We start from the raw sequence: 16582 nt of genomic DNA, 5'->3' as shown, positions 1-16582 counted from the left end.
CTGAACCGCGAGCCCAGGAGTTCTTCGGGTCGCACGGCCCGCGTCAACGTACGCTAGGGAGGTGCGACCCGAACTTCTTTTCCCGCTCCAGCAGGCCGCAACCGACTCCGGAAGTGCCTTCGGCACGATCGGTGACTGGGCGGTGAGCGTCATGAACTTCCTCGGCGCCGCGGGCGTCGGCCTGCTCGTGCTGCTCGAGAACCTCTTCCCGCCGATTCCCTCCGAGGTGATTCTGCCGCTCGCGGGCTTCTCGGCGGCGTCGTCCGACGGCACATTCACGTGGGTCGAGGCCCTCATCTGGGCGACCGCCGGCTCGGTCGTCGGCGCGTACTGCCTCTACGGGCTCGGCGCCTGGCTCGGCCACGCGCGCACCGTGAAGCTGCTGTCGTATCTGCCACTCGTCGACCTTGATGAGATCGACGCAACGATCCGCTGGTTCAACCGGCACGGCTACTGGACCGTCTTCTTCGGCCGCATGATCCCGATTTTCCGTTCCCTCATTTCGCTGCCGGCGGGTGTCGAACGCATGTCGTGGTGGCGCTTCGGCCTGTTTACACTGGCCGGCTCCCTCATCTGGAACACGATCTTCGTCTACGGCGGGTACCTGCTCGGCGACAACTGGCACATCCTCGAGGATGCGGCGGGCTGGCTGCAGTACGCGGTGATCGCGCTCGTGCTCCTCGCCGTGCTCGTTTTCGTCATCTACAAGGTGCGCAAGATTCGTCGCCAGCGTGGCGCGGCCGACACCGACGCGGTCGACGGCGATCCGAGCTAGTGCAGGCGGCGGCGCAGCTCGTTGATGCGCTGCTGAATCTGGTGCGAGGTCGCCTGCCCAACCGCGGGCCCGCCGCAGATGCGGCGGAGCTCCGAGTGCACCTTGCCGTGCGGCATGTGTGACTGGCGCGCGTAGAGCCCGACGAGCGAGTTGAGCAGCGTGCGCTGTTCCTTGAGGCTGCGGTGCAGCGGTTGTACCGTCTGGTGCCCGTCGTTCACCTCGTTGCGGGCGCGCGCATCCTGAATTCGCGTCTGCTTCTGCGCTCGAGCCTCGAGCACCTGCGCGACCTCGTCGTGGTTGAGGATCCCGGGCAGGCCGAGATATTCGAGTTCTTCGAGCGAGCCGACCTCGGCGCTGAAGCCGTAGTCACCGCCGTCGTAGACGACGCGTTGAAACTCGGCGTTCGATGAGATCGCCTCGAACTTGTACTTCGTGAGCTCGTCGCTCGCCTGCTCCTCACGCTCGGCCTCGGCGAGTTCCCGCTCTTCCTCGGTCATGCCGTCGACCTCGGAGTCGCCGTTGCCGTCGCGTCGGTCGAGCGCGTGGTCACGTTCGAGTTCGAGCGCCTCGGCGAGCGCGGCGAGCTTCGGCACAGACGGGATGAACACGGTCGCGGTCTCACCGCGACGCCGCGCGCGCACGAAGCGGCCGATCGCCTGCGCGAAGAACAGCGGCGTTGACGAGCTTGTGGCGTACACCCCGACCGCGAGGCGCGGCACGTCGACGCCCTCCGACACCATGCGCACGGCGACCATCCATCGCTCGTCAGACGCCGAGAACGACTCGATCCGGGCCGACGCGCCCGGGTCGTCGCTGAGGATCACCGCGGGTTTCGTGCCGGTGATGTGCTCGAGCAGGGCGGCGTAGCCGCGCGCCGACTCGTGGTCGGTCGCAATCACGAGGCCGCCCGCGTCGGGCACCTCCGCGCGCACCTCGTCGAGGCGACGGTCGGCAGCCCGCAGTACCTGCTGCATCCAGTCTCCGCGGGGGTCGAGCGCCGTGCGCCACGCCTGCGAAACGATGTCTTTCGTGTTGTCGTCGCCGAGGCCGGCCGACATCTCTTCGCCCTGCGTGTCGCGCCAGCGCATGCTGCCCGCATAGGTCATGAACAGCACGGGACGCACGACGCCGTCGGTGAGCGCCCGGCCGTACCCGTACGTGTAGTCGGCCCGCGATACGCGAATGCCGTCGTCGTCGCGCACGTAGCGCACGAACGGAATCGGCGCGGTGTCGGAACGGAACGGTGTTCCCGTGAGCGAGAGCCGCCGCTCGGCGTGTTGGTACGCGTCACGCAGTCCGTCGCCCCATGAGAGGTTGTCGCCGCCGTGGTGCACCTCGTCGAGAATCACGAGCGTGCGAGCCGACGCACAGAGGTGCTCGTGCACGTACGGCTTCATCGCGACCTGGGCGTACGTCACCGCGATGCCGTGAAACTCGCGTGAGAAGGTGCCCTGCCCGTTCGAGAACTTCGGGTCGAGCCGAATACCCACCCGTGCCGCCGAGTTGGCCCACTGGGTCTTCAGGTGGTCGGTCGGCGCCACGACAATGACGCGGTTCACGGTGCCGGCGTGCAGGAGTTCGGCCGCGAGGCGGAGCGCGAACGTCGTCTTGCCTGCGCCCGGGGTTGCCGAGGCGAGGAAGTCGCGCGGCTGGGTCGCGAAGTACCGCTCGAGCGCCTCCTCCTGCCACGCGCGAAGGCTTCCCGCGGTGCCCCAGGGGGCGCGCTGCGGATACGTCGGCGACAGGTGTTCGGCTGCGTAGAGGCCAACCTGGGTTCCGGCGCGCTGTGCTTCAGACATCGTTTCCAGGTTACGACTCCCCTGCGACATCGCCGGCGGTGTTCTGCAGCGCGTAGAGGGCGACGGCGCTCGTCGCCGCGACATTGAGCGAGTCGACGCCGTGGAGCATCGGAATCACGACCGTGCGGTCGGCGGCGGAGAGCGCCTGGCGGCCGAGCCCGTCGCCCTCGGTGCCCAGCACGAGCGCGACCCGTTCCGGCCGCGTCCGGGCGTAGTCGGGCAGCGGCACGGCGGCATCGTCGAGCGCGAGCGCGGCGATCTCGAAGCCGTGATCGTGCAGCAGGCGGGCCGCTTCGTGCCACACGGGCAGTCGGGTCCAGGGCACCTGCAGCACGGTGCCCATCGAGACGCGCACGCTGCGTCGGTAGAGCGGATCGGCGCAGCGCTCCGTGACGAGCACGGCGTCGGCTCCGAGGCCGGCCGCATTGCGGAACGCGGCGCCGACGTTGGATGCGGTCACAGAGTGTTCTGGAGCGTTTCGGACCCGTTCGCTCAGTTCCTTCCGGTCAACACGCCGATGAACTGAGCATTACGTCTCCGCAGGTCAGAAGGCAAATACGGCCGCTCGGTCGTCATTGTCGGCCGGCTTGGAGTGTTCAATAAACCCTATGCACTTCGCTCCCCCACCCACTGCCATGCTGCGACTGCGCAGCAGCGACCTGAGCTTGGGCTGATGGCGCTCATAGGACTCGTCCAGGTCGGGGCAGACCCCCAGGACGCGAGATTGCAACGGCAAGTGCTCGAGCCGATCTGCTCGCGTCTCTTCGAGGAGACAGCATCGCGTCGACGCCTGATCAAGAACCGCCCCGGGCTCCTCGCTGCTGTGACGGAGGTGGGCGACGGCGATGCACTCACCGTGACCCGCGCACGGAGCCTGAGCACGAGCATGGTCGACGGACTCGAGACACTGCTGGACCTCGTTGACCGAGGAGTAACAGTGAAGGTCCTCGTGGGGCTGGCCGCGGGCGAGCACACCGGAGACTCGGAGCTCCTCGCTGACATCCGCGAGCTCAGACAACTACGTCGAGAGCTTCAAAGCTCCCGCATCCGGGCCGGCATCCAGACGGCGCGGGAACACGGAGGCAGCCACGGCCGACCACGCACCATTAGCGACGAGACGCAGCGCGAGATTAGGATGTGGAGAGATCGAGGCGAGTCGTTGCGCAGCATCGCCGCAAGCGCTGGCGTGTCGATCGGAACCGTCCACCGCGCGCTGACGCAACGAGGGCCTAGTCAGGGGACGTTGTCCCCTCGGCCGTGAGCTGAGTCGGTAGCTGCTTTGTCGCGTGGTGGAGCAAAAAATAGGAGACGGATGACCGAGGATGAGGCACGCGCGGCAGCGCGGGCATTGCGCCCCAACGGCGGGAGCGATCCGCTGACGCTGGCGGAGCTCGAGCAGTACCTCGCCGCGGCGGCTGACCTGCTGCGCGGCAGCATCGACCAGGCCGATTTCAAGGCGTACATCTTCCCGCTGATGTTCTTCAAGCGGATCAGCGACGTCTATCTCGAGGAGTACGCCCAAGCGCTGGACGAGTCCGGGGGCGACCACGAGTTCGCCCTGTTCGCGGAGAACCACCGCTTCGCCATCCCCGAGGGCAGCCTGTGGGACGACGTCCGCAATCGCACCGAGAACATCGGCACCGCGCTTCAGACCGCGTTCCGGGAGATCGAGAAGGCCAACCCCGAGACGCTATACGGCATCTTCGGCAACGCCAGCTGGACCAACAAGGACAAGCTGCCCGATCGGAAGCTCGCCGATCTCATCGAGCACTTCTCGAGTAAGGCGCTGACCAACGCCGCTGTGCCGCCCGACGTGTTCGGCAACGCGTACGAGTACCTCATCAAGAGGTTCGCCGACCAGTCGAACAAGAAGGCCGGTGAGTACTACACGCCGCGCTCGGTGGTCGGCCTACTCGTCAACATCCTCAATCCCACCGAGGGCGAGACGGTCTACGACCCGGCCTGCGGCACCGGCGGCATGCTGATCGAGGTCATCGAGCACGTGAAAGATGCCGGCGGCAGCCCCAAGACCCTGTGGGGCAAGCTCTACGGCCAGGAGAAAGTGCTCGCCACCTCTGCGATCGCACGGATGAACCTGCTGCTCCACGGCGTCGAGGACTTCAAGATCGTCCGCGAGGACACGTTGCGCAATCCCGCCTTCTACACGGGCAATAATCTTGCGCAGTTCGACTGCGTCGTCGCCAACCCGCCGTTCTCGCTCAAGAACTGGGGCGAGCCCGAGTGGGCGTCCGACAAGTGGGGCCGGAACGCACTTGGTGGAGTCCCGCCGAAGGGATACGCCGACTGGGCCTGGGTCCAGCACATGATCACCTCCGCGAAACCAAGGACTGGCCGAGTCGCCGTCGTCCTGCCCCAAGGGGCACTCTTCCGGCAGGGAGCTGAGGCGCGGATCCGCACCCACGTGCTCAAGTCAGACCTCGTCGACGCGGTCATCGGGTTGGCCCCCAACCTCTTCTACGGCACTGGCCTCGCCGCCTGCGTGCTGATCCTTCGACAGGAGAAGCAACCAGACAAGAAGGGCAAGGTGCTCTTCATCAACGGTGAAGACCTGTTCAAGCGCGGACGCAACCAGAACACCCTCGAACCCGAGCATGCCCAGCAGATCCTCGACGCCTATGAGCTCTACGCTGACATCGAGGGCCGCTCCCGTGTCGTCGGCCTGGCCGAGATCGAGAGCAACGACTACAACCTCAACATCCCGCTGTACGTCGCGCCTCCTGACAGCGGCGAGAAGCTCACGCTCGCGGACGCGCTCGCGAATCTCGAAACGGCGCACGCCGAGGCGACCACGACGCGTGCTGCGCTGGAGGCCGAGCTGGCGAAGTGGGGGCTGTCCGTATGAGCACCAGAATCACGCAGCGAGAGCTGGAGAACTACCTGTGGGGCGCGGCGATCGTGCTCCGTGGGCTGATCGACGCGGGCGACTACAAGCAGTACATCTTCCCGCTCGTCTTCCTGAAGCGGATCTCCGACGTCTACGACGAGGAGCACGCCGCCGCGATGGATGTATACGAAGACGAGGAGCTCGCCGACCTCCCAGAGAACCACCGCTTCGCCATCCCCCACGGCTGCCACTGGGAAGACATCCGCGGCGTCACGCAGAACATCGGCGCGGCACTCCTGCACGCCATGCGCTCCATCGAGAAGGCCAACCCTGACACACTCCCCGGCGTATTCGGCGACGGCGACTGGGGCAACAAGGACCTGCTCCCGGACTCGACCCTGGCGGACCTGATCGAGCACTTCTCCACCAAGACGCTCTCGATCGCCAACCTGCCTGAGGACGAGCTCGGCAACGGGTACGAGTACCTGATCAAGAAATTCGCGGACGACTCCGGTCACACCGCGCAGGAGTTCTACACCAATCGCACGCTGGTGCACCTGATGACGATGATGCTCGAGCCCCAGCCGGGTGAGTCGGTATACGACCCCACTTGCGGCACGGGCGGCATGCTCATCTCCACCGCCGCCGAACTGAAGCGGCAGGGCAAGGAGTGGCGGAATCTGCGCCTCTACGGTCAGGAGCTCAATTACGGGACATCCGCCATCGCGCGGATGAACCTGTTCCTACACGGCATCACCGACGGCCACATTGCCCACGGCGACACCTTGAGCCGACCGGCGTTCCTCGACGGCAAGGGTCATCTGCAGACGTTCGACGTCGTGCTGGCAAACCCGCCCTACTCCATCAAGGCGTGGAACCGCGCTGCGTTCGCCAAGGACCCGTACGGTCGCAACGTGTGGGGCGTGCCCCCACAAGGACGTGCGGACTACGCGTTCTTCCAGCACATCGCCAAGAGCCTCGACCCCGATACGGGCCGCGCTGCGATCCTCTTCCCCCACGGGGTGCTCTTCCGGCGTGAAGAGGCGGCCCTGCGTGAAGCTCTGGTGAAGTCCGACCTGATCGAATGCGTTCTCGGGCTCGGCGCAGGGCTCTTCTATAACAGCCCCATGGAGGCCGTGGTCGTCACGCTCCGCGCCAACAAGCCCGCCGAGCACCAGGGCGAGGTGCTGTTCATCAATGCCGTGAACGAAGTCGCCCGCGAACAGGCACAGTCCTTCCTCCGCGAGGCGCACCAACAGAAGATCCTAGACGCCTATCGCGCCTTCGAGCCACAGGACGGGTTCGCTGCAGTTGCCACCCTCGACCAGATCGCTCACAAGGGCCACAGTCTCGCGATTCCGCTATACGTTGCCGGAGAATCCGCCAAGGAAGCCGGTGAGCACGTCGATGTCAGCGATGCCGTGGCCCAGTGGCGAGTTGCCGCGCACGTTTCGGATCAGGCGATCACTGACGTTCTCGCGCTGCTGAGAGCGGAGGTGACGGCATGAGCCTCAACCTCGAGAAGTCGCACTGGAAGCGGGTCGCCTTCGGCGACGTTGTTCGCAACGTCAATGAGACCGTCCGTGATCTCGAAGCGGCCGGCATCGACCGCGTCATCGCGATGGAGCACATGGACCCCGGCGAGCTGAAAATCAGCCGGTGGGGTTCAACAGAGGACGGCACCACCTTCACACGACGCGTGAAGCCCGGCCAAACGCTCTTCGGCAAGCGCCGCGCATACCAGCGCAAGGTCGCCTACGCCGAGTTCGACGCCATCTGCTCTGGTGACATCTACACCTTCGAGGCGGATGAGACGCAGCTTCGCGGAGACCTGCTTCCGTTCCTAGTCCAGTCGGACGGCTTCTTCGAGCATGCACTCGGCACATCAGCCGGCTCGCTGTCACCGCGCACGAACTGGCGTGACCTGAAGGATTTCGAGTTCGATCTCCCACCCCTCGACGAGCAGAAGCTCATCGCCGACCTACTCTGGTCTGTTGAGCGCCACCGCCTGGCGCTTGAGAAGCAGGCTTTGGAGCTTCGAGCGACTCTCGCGAGGTGGGCGCTGCAGCAGTTCGATGCGGCTGTCGGCTCCGAACGCCGGATCGTCGATCTCTGTGAGTTCGTCATCGGTGGAGTGTGGGGCGCCCCTGCCGGAGAAGGTGAAGTTGATGTCCTGGCACTCGGCCCGAAGTCCTACTCGGGCGACGTGGTGTTTGTTGACCCCAACGGCTCGCCGACGCGTTCCATTACGAGGAAGCAGGCTGCAGGCCGGATCCTCCGCGAAGGGGACATCGTGCTTGAGCGTTCGGGAGGATCGTTTGAGCAAGCTGTCGGTCGGGTCATGATCGCCGGGCCGGATCTCCCGGATACCATTCCGACTGACTTTCAACGACTACTCCGTCCGGATAGAGATCAGGTCGAGCCTGCTTACCTCTTCTGGAAGCTGCGTCTCGACTGGCTCACCGGCGTGACGCGGGACTACGCACGCCGAACGACGAATATCTCCAACCTCGCCGTACCCGACTACTTGGCTCGGACTCTCGTCGTCCCGCCGAAGCACGACCAGTTGGCTCTTATCGAGCGAGTCGGTCAGCTGAATGGCGCGGTGGACCAGGCCGTCGACGAGGTAGAAGCCCTTGCCGCACTCCACGGCTCTTTCCTGGCGGATGTGTTTGGAGGCAACTGATGGCGCAGTTCAACGAAGCGAACTCGGTGCGAGACTTCATCCGAGACCTGATCCAGTCGATAGATGTCCAGTTCGTGCCGGGCAACGAGCTGCCGCGTCGTACCAACGAGGTGCTGATGGAAGGTGTGCTCAAGGGCGCGCTCATCCGCTTCAACCCGGAGATCGAGGCGGACCCTGCGAAGGCAGATGAGGTTATCTACAACCTCCGCGCGATCCTGATCGCCGCCCGCAACAGCCCGCATCCGGTGGTGGCCAACGAGGAGTTCATGGCGTGGCTGACCGGGCAGAAGTCGATGCCGTTCGGGCCGAACGGCGAACACACCACGGTCCGGCTGATTGACTTCGATCACCTCGACGATGACTCGTCGAACCAGTGGATCGTCTCGACCGAAGTGACCTTCAAGCAGGGCCGGCTCGAGAAGCGGTTCGATCTCGTGCTGTGGTGCAACGGTCTGCCTCTCGTGGTGGGCGAGGCGAAGACGCCGATCCGGCCGGCGTACACCTGGATTGACGGCGCTGCACAGATCCACGATGACTACGAGCAGAGCGTCCCGCAGTTCTTCGTGCCCAACGTGTTCTCTTTCGCGACGGAGGGCAAGGACTTCCGCTACGGCACCATCGGCATGCCGGTCGAGCTCTGGGGACCTTGGCGCGAGGACCCCACCGATGAGGATGCGCCGGCGAAGATCGGTCTCGTAGCGGTCCAAGAAGCCGTTGAAGGAGTACTCACTCCCCGTGCGGTCCTGGATTTTCTGCGGTTCTTCACCCTTTACGCGACTGACAAGAAGCACCGCAAGATCAAGATCATCGCGCGGTTCCAGCAGTTCCAGGCGACCAATCTGATCGTTGACCGAGTCCTGCTCGGCAAGGTCAAGCAGGGCCTGATCTGGCACTTCCAGGGCTCGGGCAAGTCACTGCTCATGGTCTTCACCGCGCTCAAACTGCGCGCGATGGCCGAGCTCACGAACCCAACGATCCTGATCGTGGTCGACCGCATCGACCTGGACACCCAGATCACGGGCACCTTCAACGCCTCGGACGTCCCGGGCTTGGTGTCGACGGACTCGAGAGCGCAACTCCAGACGCTGCTCAGCCAGGGCGCGCGGAAGATCATCATCACCACGATCCACAAGTTCGGCGAGGCACCTGGCGTCCTCGACGCCCGGCAGAACATCATCGCGATGGTCGACGAGGCCCACCGCTCGCAAGAGGGCGACTACGGGCAGAAGATGCGTGAGGCTCTGCCCAACGCGTACCTCTTCGGTCTGACGGGCACGCCGATCAACCGGCGCGACCGCAACACGTTCAAGTGGTTCGGTGCACCCGAGGACGAGGGCGGCTACCTGTCGCGGTACTCATTCCAGGACTCCATCCGCGACGGTGCGACCCTTCCGTTGCACTTCGAACCACGGCTCTCAGAAATCCACATCGACCAGGAGGCGATCGACGCGGCGTTCGAGGAACTCGCCACGGATCGCGATCTGTCCGAGAGCGACAAGATCACCCTCTCGAAGAAGGCAGCCTCGATCGAGGTGCTGATCAAGACGCCCTCGCGCATCGCGAAGATCGCTGCCGACATCGCCGCCCACTTCCAAACCAAAGTGGAGCCACAGGGTTTCAAGGCGCAGGTCGTCGCGTACGACAAGGCCTCCTGCGTCGCGTACAAGAACGAGCTCGACAAGCACCTCGGGCCCGAGGCATCGACCATCGTCATGTCGAAGACCCGAGGCGACTCGCCCGACTGGGCAAAGTGGACCCCAGGTGCCGAGGAGCTGGAGCAGGTGGTCGCGCGGTTCAACGACCCGACCGATCCGCTCAAAATCATCATCGTGACGGCGAAGCTGCTGACCGGGTTCGACGCTCCGATCCTCTACTGCCAGTACCTCGACAAGCCACTGAAGGAACACACTCTGCTCCAGGCGATCACTCGCACCAACCGGGTATACCCCCCGGACAAGACCCACGGACTGATCGTCGACTACCTCGGCATCTTCGACGACGTCGCCCGATCCCTCTCCTTCGATGAGCAGGCTGTACGGGAGGTCGTCTCCAACATCGAGGAGCTCAAGGCTCAGCTCGCGCCGGCGATGGCTGCCGCACTCGCGTTCTTCCCCGGTGTTGACCGCACGGTCGGCGGGTACGAAGGCCTGGTCCAGGCGCAATCCGCGATCGCCGACGACGTCACGAAGGACGCCTTCGGAGCCGCCTACAGCGTGGTGTCACAGCTGTGGGAGGCACTCAGTCCAGACCCCATGCTGGGCGAACATCGCGATGACTACCGTTGGCTCTCGGATGTCTACGAGTCGGTGCGCCCTTCGGACATCACGGGGCGACTCGTGTGGCACGCGCTCGGAGCCAAGACGATCGACCTGATCAACGAGCACGTCGCCGTTGAGATCCCGCAGAACGCCGAGACGATCGTGCTCGACGCGCAGACGATCGAAGACCTCATGACCGGTCGGCGCACCGACATCCCGGCCGAAGAGATCGAGAAGCAGATCACCGCACGCATCGCCAGGCACCTGCACAACCCGGTCTTCATTGAGCTCGGTCAGCGACTCAACGACCTGCGCGAGCGCTACGCCGACATCCAGCAGTCCAGCCTCGACTTCCTGCGCGAGCTCCTCGAGCTCGCCCGAGACACCGTCGCGGCCGAGAAGGCAGTAGACGAGGTACCCCGCGAAGAACAGGGCAAAGCGGCCCTGACGGAGCTGTTCGACGCTCTTAAGGGCGATCAGACCCCGATCATCGTCGAGAACGTCGTCAACCGGATCGACGAGGTCGTCCGTGGGGTCCGCTTCGAGGGGTGGCAGTCCACGATCCGCGGCGACCAGGAGGTCCGCCAAGCTCTGCGGAAGACCCTCTACGTCCAGTTCAAGATCCGCGACAACGATGTCTTCGAGAAGGCCCTCGGTTACGTCCGAGAGTACTACTAGCTGGTGAGAGGCCGACTGAGCTTGGTGTCTTCGGCTCGGCATTCGGCCGAGATCGGCGTCGTATCACTTGCCCGTCATCGGGCGGTCGGCGGCGCGCCCGCCATCGAGGTCGTCGAAAAGGGGCATGCAGTTGCGCGGCCACAGCGGAGCGACCGGCCCGACCCGAGGCTTACTTCAAGAGCGCGGCACTGTCGACGGCCCGACGCACTTCGGCCGCCATGCCGAACAGGTCGGGGTACATAGTTGCGGGGTTGTAGCCGTAGTCCCGTTCGAGTCGGCGACGAATCCCGGCCTTTGCTTCTGCGGCGATCCGAATCGTGAGAGTGGGCTCGGTACCTTGTTGTAGAGCCTTCCCGGAGCGATCGACCATCTTGGTGGGGAGAGAGGTGGCTCGTCGCACCTCATCGATGCGCCAGAACTCTCCTGACGTACCGGGGGCCTTCCGGTACTGGGCGTTCCCACCGGCGTAGACCTTCGGCACTCCCGCGAGCAGGAAGCCAGACTGCTGCGCAGGGATGCGTTCATTGTAGGAGGGTGGCCTCCACAGCAATGGCAGATCTCTGCACCAACGTGTGTTTCTGCCTGACTCACGCCAAGGAATGTCGTACGTATTCCACTTCTCGTCCAGTTGTACACGGCGATTCGTGACGTCGAATGCGAAGATTCGCCCGTCCGCGCTGTCCAACTCGCCATGCTGCTCCTCGACGGCGAACCAGAGAGCGACCAGCGGACTGAGCGAGACATCAAGCATCCGTGTCGGCCCTCTAAAGTGTTGTAGGTTCGCCAGCAACTCCAGATAGGGCATCTGGTCGAAACGCCACTCTCCTCGCACGAAGTGAGCGATCTTCTCTTCCGCTCGAAGCAGATCGTCTTCCTCTGGTGCCGGTTGGACTGCCGATCGCGCGTCGAGCAATCTCCTGTACAGCCCGCTGTGGAGGCTCCAACGAGCATCGACCTGTCCTCGCCAACCGACGGCGCGCCGCTGCCCAGTTCGCTTTAGAACTGACTCGATCTCACTCAGGGCGCTCTCCCAAGACGTGACCGGATCGCCCTCCCACGGGCCGAAGAAGTCTGCCCCTCGCACTCGTTTGGTTCCTCTCGCTAGCTTTGACATTTCCGACCAGGTCTACCGCGTCGCGTAGAACGCCACAGCCGCCGACGCCGCCACGTTCAACGAGTCCACGCCGTGCATCATCGGGATCGTCACGCGTCGGTCGAGCCGACGATCAGCCTGGCGCGTCAAGCCGTGGCCTTCTGTCCCGAACACCAGCGCGAGATGCGGGTGATCCTCCGCGACCAGCTCGTCGAGCGTGATCGCACCCTCCCCCAGCGTCATGCCGGCCACTACGTACCCATGCTTTCTAATCATGTCGATGTCCGCAGGCCATGAGTCGATGCGCGCCCAGGGGACCTGGAACACCGTTCCCATCGAGACCCGGATCGACCGACGGTACAGCGGGTCCGCGCAACTGGGGGTGACGAGGACGGCGTCCACGCCGATCGCCGCTGCTGACCTAAACGCGGCTCCAAGATTCGTATGATCGACGATGTTCTCGAAGATCGCGATCCGCGAGCGGCGCTTCGTATTCGAGGCAGAACGATTATCTCGCCCCGCTGAACTCTCGCCAGGAGCTGGCGTCCTGCGCCGCTCCTTACCGCTGGACACGCCAGAGCTCAGTTCGAACGTATCGTCGACCTCGCTTTTCGCTACCTTGGGCTGCCAAGGTCGGCTCGTATCCGAGGAGAGATTCCCGGTCTGCGGTGGTTTGGATCCGCCCACGTTTGTGTGGTCAACGATGTCCTCGAGCACGAGCACGGTCTTCGCATCGCGGAGCACCTCCGCGACCTGCGGCAGTTCCGGTCGGTGCATCGCCGCGAGCACGCCCCGGTGCATCCGGTAGCCCGTGAGTTCCTCGAGCAGCGATTCGCTGGCGACATAGACGGGAGTGTCGGGATGCGCGCGCAACAGCCGCTCGGCCTGCGGCAGGAACTTCTCCTGCAGCAGCATCGAGCGGGGTACGTGCCCCGCCGCAATCGCGCGGCCGACGACCTTCTCTGACTCGGCCATATACAGGCCGCCCGCGGGCTCAAGCTTGCGCCGCAGGGCAACATCGGTGAGCTGCGCATAATCTTGGAGTTCGGGAATTTCGAGTGAGGTGATGGGGACGATGCGCACCGAGCAATCTTGCCACGGAGCGCGCCTCGAGCCCACCCGGTCTGCCGTGAGCCCGGCAACACAAGGTGCTGGTGAACGAGGAGTCAACATGATCGATGCGTACGAGGCGGCCGGCGCCGAGGAGGTCGCCGAGGTGCTCGCGACACAGCCGGCGGCGGTGCTCACGGGTGCCGGCATCTCAACCGACTCGGGCATTCCCGACTATCGCTCGCCGGGCGCGCCCCCGCGCCGGCCGATGACCTGGCAGACCTTCCTGGGCTCGGAGGCGGCGCAGCGGCGGTACTGGTCGGGCGCCGCCAACGGCTGGGAACGCATGCAGCGCTTCAGCTCGAACGCGGGACATCTCGCGCTCGCAGCCCTCGAGCGCGCCGGCTACGTCCGCGGCGTCGCGACCCAGAACGTCGACAGCCTGCACCTGCGGGCGGGATCCCGCCGTGTTGTCGAACTCCACGGGCACCTGCGCACGGTGCACTGCCTGCCGCACGGACACGTCGAAACCGCCGATTCGCTGCTGTCGCGCATCCGTGCCGAAAACCCGTGGGTGAGTGACGAGGCGGCGTACGACAATCCCGACGGTGACGCCGCGATTGCCGACGACCTCGTCGACACGTTCGTGCTCCCGCGGTGCCTCGAGTGCGGCGGCGTGCTGGCGCCAGACGTCATCATGTTCGGCAACGTCGTCGCGCCCGAGAACAACCGGGCCGCCACGCGCCTGATGAACGAGGCCGACTCGCTGCTCGTCGTCGGTACCTCACTCGTCGTGAACACGGGCGTGAAGATGGTGCACCGAGCCCGCCGCCAGGGAAAGCCCGTCATGCTCGTCAATCGCGGGGCGACCCCTGTGGATGCGCTCGCCCAGTTCCGCGTCGATGGCAGCACGTCGACGGTGCTCGAGCGCGTCGCCGAACTACTCGGGGTCCACCAGCCCCGCGACGACGGGTGACCTACGCGGTTGCCGACGCGTCGGCTTCGAACGCCGACGTGATCGCGTCGTCGAGCGGAGCCTGGCCCTCGGCCACCGCGACCTCTTTCCAAACCGTGCGCGCGTCGGCGAGCACGAGTCGAATGAGCTCGGCAACGTCGGCCCTGCGAGTCTTCACGCCGCGCGACATCGGCGCAAAGCTCACGACGCCGGTGCCCGTGACCGGGTCGTCGGTGAGCCCGCCGGGTTTCACGATCGTCCAGTCGAGCGCGACTCGTTTGAGGGCCTCGTCGGCCTCGCGCTTTGCATCCCAGTAGGCCGCAAACACCTCGTCATCGCTCGCGGTCGGAGCCTCCGCTCCGATGAAACTGATCTGCACAAACCGCATTGCGCCCGACAGAATCGCCGCATCCGCCGACTTCACGGCGCCGTCGCGATCGACGGTCCACTTTCGAGCCGAGCCCGATCCCGTGCCGGCGCCCGCCGCGAACACGACGGCCTCGGCGCCGCCGAACGCGTCGGCAATCTCGGCGGGAGTCGCCGACTCGACGTCGCACACGACGGGCTCGGCGCCGAGCTCGGACACCGAGGGCGTCTGATCGGCGTTGCGGATGAGCGAACGGACCGTCACACCGTCGGCAACGAGTCGGGTCGCGAGCTGTCGGGCAATCTGCCCGTTGCCGCCGACGATGGCGACGGTGGCGGGCAGCGCGCCCGCGAGGGCGAGATTCGGTTGCGTCATGTTCGTGACCTTTCTTCTGATTCGGGTTCGGCAGCGGCTGCATCGGCAAGCATCTGAGAGAGGATGCGCGCGAGCGCGAGCGGGGTCTCATAGTGCACGAGGTGGCCAACGCCCTCGATGATGTGCAGTGTCGAACCGGGCATTGCCGCGTGGAGTCGTTTGCTCGTCGGGAGGGGCGCGATTCGGTCACGCTCCCCCACCACAAGGTGCACCCCGCGAGGAAACTCGGCGGCATGGCTCGAGACGTCGTCGCTCACCGAGGCGCGAAATGCCTCGAGCAGCGCGCGTCGGCTCACGAAGTCCGAGAAGTGCGCATCGTGCTCGTCGTGGATCCAGCTACGCAACGCCCGATGCTTCGTCTCGGCCATCACCTCGCTCATGACGCGAGTGATGACGGGCGCGCGGAGGAGCGCGTTCCCGAGCGGCTCGGGCAGCGCGGCGCCGAGGCGGTAGTAGCCCACCGCAAACATGGTTGGCACACGTTCCGGCCCCGAAAGCGCATTCTCGGCAATCGGGTTCACGAGCACAATTTGTCGCGGCGCAAGCGCCCGCACGCTCCGCGCGACGACGAGCGAACCGAACGAGTGCCCGAGCACGATTGCCTCGCGGTGGGGGTCGACCGCGTCGAGCAGGCGGCCGAGCCAGGCGGCATAGGCGTCGAGCGTGTGTTCGCCAGCAAATGGCGCCGACTCCCCGAAGCCCGGGAGATCAGGAGCGATAAACCGCACCTCGGGCAGCGCCGCCACCAGGTTCAGCAGGCCGTGGTGGGTCCCCCGAAAGCCGTGGACGAGCACGATCGTGGTCGCGGCCCGCTCAGGACCGTAGGTCCACACTGCCGTGAGCGCTCCGTCAAGGTCGAGATCGAACCGGTGCGACGGGATCGCCGCGAGCTCGTGTTCCAGTGGGTTATTCGGCCGCATCGTGCAAGAGTGTAGGCGACTCTGATCCGCCGTAACCGAGAAGCCGAGGCACAAGTGAGCTGGACGAACCGCGTCGCCGTATTCGACACCGAGACCACCGGAACGAACCCGCTGGAGGCCCGCATCGTCACCGCCTTCGTCGGCATGATTGACGGCGCGGGAGAACTCGAACGAGGCACCGACTGGCTCGCCGACCCCGGCGTCGAGATTCCCGAGCCCGCCGTCGAGGTACACGGCATCACCACCGAAATGGCGCGCGAGGAGGGCGAACCGGCCCCGGTCGTGCTGCAGAAGATTACGGCCTCGCTCGAATGGATCGTGCGAAACAACATCGCGCTCGTCGTCTACAACGCGCCCTACGACCTCACGCTGCTCCAGGCGGAATGCGCCCGCCACAACCTGCCGATGCCGCAGCTCGGCAAGGTCGTGGTCGATCCGCTCATCGTCGACAAGCAGGTCGACCGGTACCGCAAGGGCGGCCGTAAGCTCGGCACCACTGCCGAGGCGTACGGGGTCGAACTGTTCGACGCCCACGATGCCTCGGCGGATGCGGTGGCCGCGGGCCGCGTCGCAGTCGCGATTGCCCGAAAGTATCCCGACGTCGTGGATGTTCCGCTCGACCAGCTCTTCGACGCGCAGGTCGCGTGGGCCGCCGAGCAGGCCGAGGACTTCGAGCAGTACATGCGCCGCCAGCGTGACCCGAACTTCACGGCAGACCGGGGCTGGCCGCTGCGAACCGGGGCATAACACCACCGGGGCGGGAGAAACACAAGGGCGGCCG

The 16582-nt window shown here is 65.4% G+C and carries 13 protein-coding genes and 1 pseudogene; 8 read left to right on the top strand and 6 right to left on the bottom strand.

Features of this window, described 5'->3' with window-relative positions; translation table 11 throughout:
* Window positions 1–61: 61 nt before the first annotated feature.
* Window positions 62–775: a DedA family protein gene (locus G328_RS0101605; protein WP_019617596.1), complete on the top strand. Its 714-nt coding sequence runs from the start codon at window positions 62–64 to the stop codon at window positions 773–775.
* Here the strand turns inward: G328_RS0101605 and G328_RS0101600 are convergent.
* The gene (locus G328_RS0101600; RefSeq protein ID WP_019617595.1) at window positions 772–2574 is read right to left on the bottom strand and encodes a DEAD/DEAH box helicase; all 1803 of its coding nucleotides are present in this window, start codon (window positions 2572–2574) and stop codon (window positions 772–774) included. The genes G328_RS0101605 and G328_RS0101600 overlap by 4 nt on opposite strands.
* A gap of 10 nt (window positions 2575–2584) precedes the next feature.
* Window positions 2585–3028 (bottom strand): annotated as a pseudogene (locus G328_RS13705) (TrmH family RNA methyltransferase); the annotation flags it as partial.
* Between the two features lie 219 nt (window positions 3029–3247).
* Here G328_RS13705 and G328_RS16850 point away from each other — a divergent pair.
* From G328_RS16850 to G328_RS0101570, 5 genes are read left to right on the top strand one after another with little or no spacing between them, the layout of a single operon-like run.
* A complete protein-coding gene (locus G328_RS16850; RefSeq protein ID WP_019617593.1) occupies window positions 3248–3835 on the top strand; it encodes a recombinase family protein in 588 nt (195 codons plus the stop codon).
* 51 nt (window positions 3836–3886) lie between these two features.
* Window positions 3887–5437, top strand: coding sequence for a type I restriction-modification system subunit M (locus G328_RS0101585; RefSeq protein ID WP_019617592.1), 1551 nt, complete (start codon window positions 3887–3889; stop codon window positions 5435–5437).
* Window positions 5434–6927, top strand: a complete 1494-nt coding sequence (locus G328_RS0101580) for a type I restriction-modification system subunit M (RefSeq protein WP_019617591.1) — start codon at window positions 5434–5436, stop codon at window positions 6925–6927. The genes G328_RS0101585 and G328_RS0101580 overlap by 4 nt, the downstream gene beginning before the upstream one ends.
* Complete coding sequence (locus G328_RS15595; protein WP_019617590.1) at window positions 6924–8105, top strand: restriction endonuclease subunit S; 1182 nt, start codon at window positions 6924–6926, stop codon at window positions 8103–8105. The genes G328_RS0101580 and G328_RS15595 overlap by 4 nt, the downstream gene beginning before the upstream one ends.
* Entirely contained in the window at window positions 8105–11041 is a 2937-nt protein-coding gene (locus G328_RS0101570) for a type I restriction endonuclease subunit R (protein WP_019617589.1), read from the top strand. The genes G328_RS15595 and G328_RS0101570 overlap by 1 nt, the downstream gene beginning before the upstream one ends.
* A 169-nt stretch (window positions 11042–11210) precedes the next feature.
* Here the strand turns inward: G328_RS0101570 and G328_RS0101565 are convergent, their stop codons facing one another.
* Both G328_RS0101565 and G328_RS16700 read right to left on the bottom strand, forming a co-directional pair.
* On the bottom strand, window positions 11211–12155 hold the full coding sequence (locus G328_RS0101565) for an FRG domain-containing protein (RefSeq protein ID WP_083919500.1): 945 nt from the start codon (window positions 12153–12155) through the stop codon (window positions 11211–11213).
* Window positions 12156–12167: 12 nt separating this feature from the next.
* Window positions 12168–13217: a TrmH family RNA methyltransferase gene (locus G328_RS16700; protein WP_019617587.1), complete on the bottom strand. Its 1050-nt coding sequence runs from the start codon at window positions 13215–13217 to the stop codon at window positions 12168–12170.
* 88 nt (window positions 13218–13305) lie between these two features.
* Between G328_RS16700 and G328_RS13695 the strand changes: the two genes are divergently transcribed.
* On the top strand, window positions 13306–14160 hold the full coding sequence (locus tag G328_RS13695; protein ID WP_019617586.1) for a Sir2 family NAD-dependent protein deacetylase: 855 nt from the start codon (window positions 13306–13308) through the stop codon (window positions 14158–14160).
* A gap of 1 nt (window position 14161) precedes the next feature.
* Here G328_RS13695 and G328_RS0101550 read toward each other — a convergent pair whose 3' ends face one another.
* Together G328_RS0101550 and G328_RS0101545 are read right to left on the bottom strand one after the other, a co-directional pair.
* A complete protein-coding gene (locus G328_RS0101550) occupies window positions 14162–14881 on the bottom strand; it encodes an NAD(P)H-binding protein (protein WP_019617585.1) in 720 nt (239 codons plus the stop codon).
* Window positions 14878–15801: an alpha/beta fold hydrolase gene (locus G328_RS0101545; protein ID WP_019617584.1), complete on the bottom strand. Its 924-nt coding sequence runs from the start codon at window positions 15799–15801 to the stop codon at window positions 14878–14880. The genes G328_RS0101550 and G328_RS0101545 overlap by 4 nt, the downstream gene beginning before the upstream one ends.
* A 54-nt stretch (window positions 15802–15855) precedes the next feature.
* Between G328_RS0101545 and G328_RS0101540 the strand changes: the two genes are divergently transcribed.
* Entirely contained in the window at window positions 15856–16548 is a 693-nt protein-coding gene (locus tag G328_RS0101540) for an exonuclease domain-containing protein (RefSeq protein WP_019617583.1), read from the top strand.
* The last annotated feature ends 34 nt before the right edge of the window (window positions 16549–16582 follow it).

The sequence above is a fragment of the [Zimmermannella] faecalis ATCC 13722 genome, from assembly GCF_000381765.1.
Classification (GTDB): Bacteria; Actinomycetota; Actinomycetes; order Actinomycetales; family Microbacteriaceae; genus Gulosibacter; species Gulosibacter faecalis.
The sequence above is the reverse complement of the archived record's forward strand: the minus strand, read 5'-3'. Positions and strand labels throughout refer to the sequence as shown.

Coding starts and splice junctions, on each gene's coding strand:
- G328_RS0101600 (WP_019617595.1), bottom strand. CDS start 2,574: ATGTCTGAAGCACAGCGCGCCGGAACCCAGGTTGGCCTCTACGCAGCC.
- G328_RS16850 (WP_019617593.1), top strand. CDS start 3,248: ATGGCGCTCATAGGACTCGTCCAGGTCGGGGCAGACCCCCAGGACGCG.
- G328_RS0101585 (WP_019617592.1), top strand. CDS start 3,887: ATGACCGAGGATGAGGCACGCGCGGCAGCGCGGGCATTGCGCCCCAAC.
- G328_RS0101580 (WP_019617591.1), top strand. CDS start 5,434: ATGAGCACCAGAATCACGCAGCGAGAGCTGGAGAACTACCTGTGGGGC.
- G328_RS15595 (WP_019617590.1), top strand. CDS start 6,924: ATGAGCCTCAACCTCGAGAAGTCGCACTGGAAGCGGGTCGCCTTCGGC.
- G328_RS0101570 (WP_019617589.1), top strand. CDS start 8,105: ATGGCGCAGTTCAACGAAGCGAACTCGGTGCGAGACTTCATCCGAGAC.
- G328_RS0101565 (WP_083919500.1), bottom strand. CDS start 12,155: ATGTCAAAGCTAGCGAGAGGAACCAAACGAGTGCGAGGGGCAGACTTC.
- G328_RS13695 (WP_019617586.1), top strand. CDS start 13,306: ATGATCGATGCGTACGAGGCGGCCGGCGCCGAGGAGGTCGCCGAGGTG.
- G328_RS0101550 (WP_019617585.1), bottom strand. CDS start 14,881: ATGACGCAACCGAATCTCGCCCTCGCGGGCGCGCTGCCCGCCACCGTC.
- G328_RS0101545 (WP_019617584.1), bottom strand. CDS start 15,801: ATGCGGCCGAATAACCCACTGGAACACGAGCTCGCGGCGATCCCGTCG.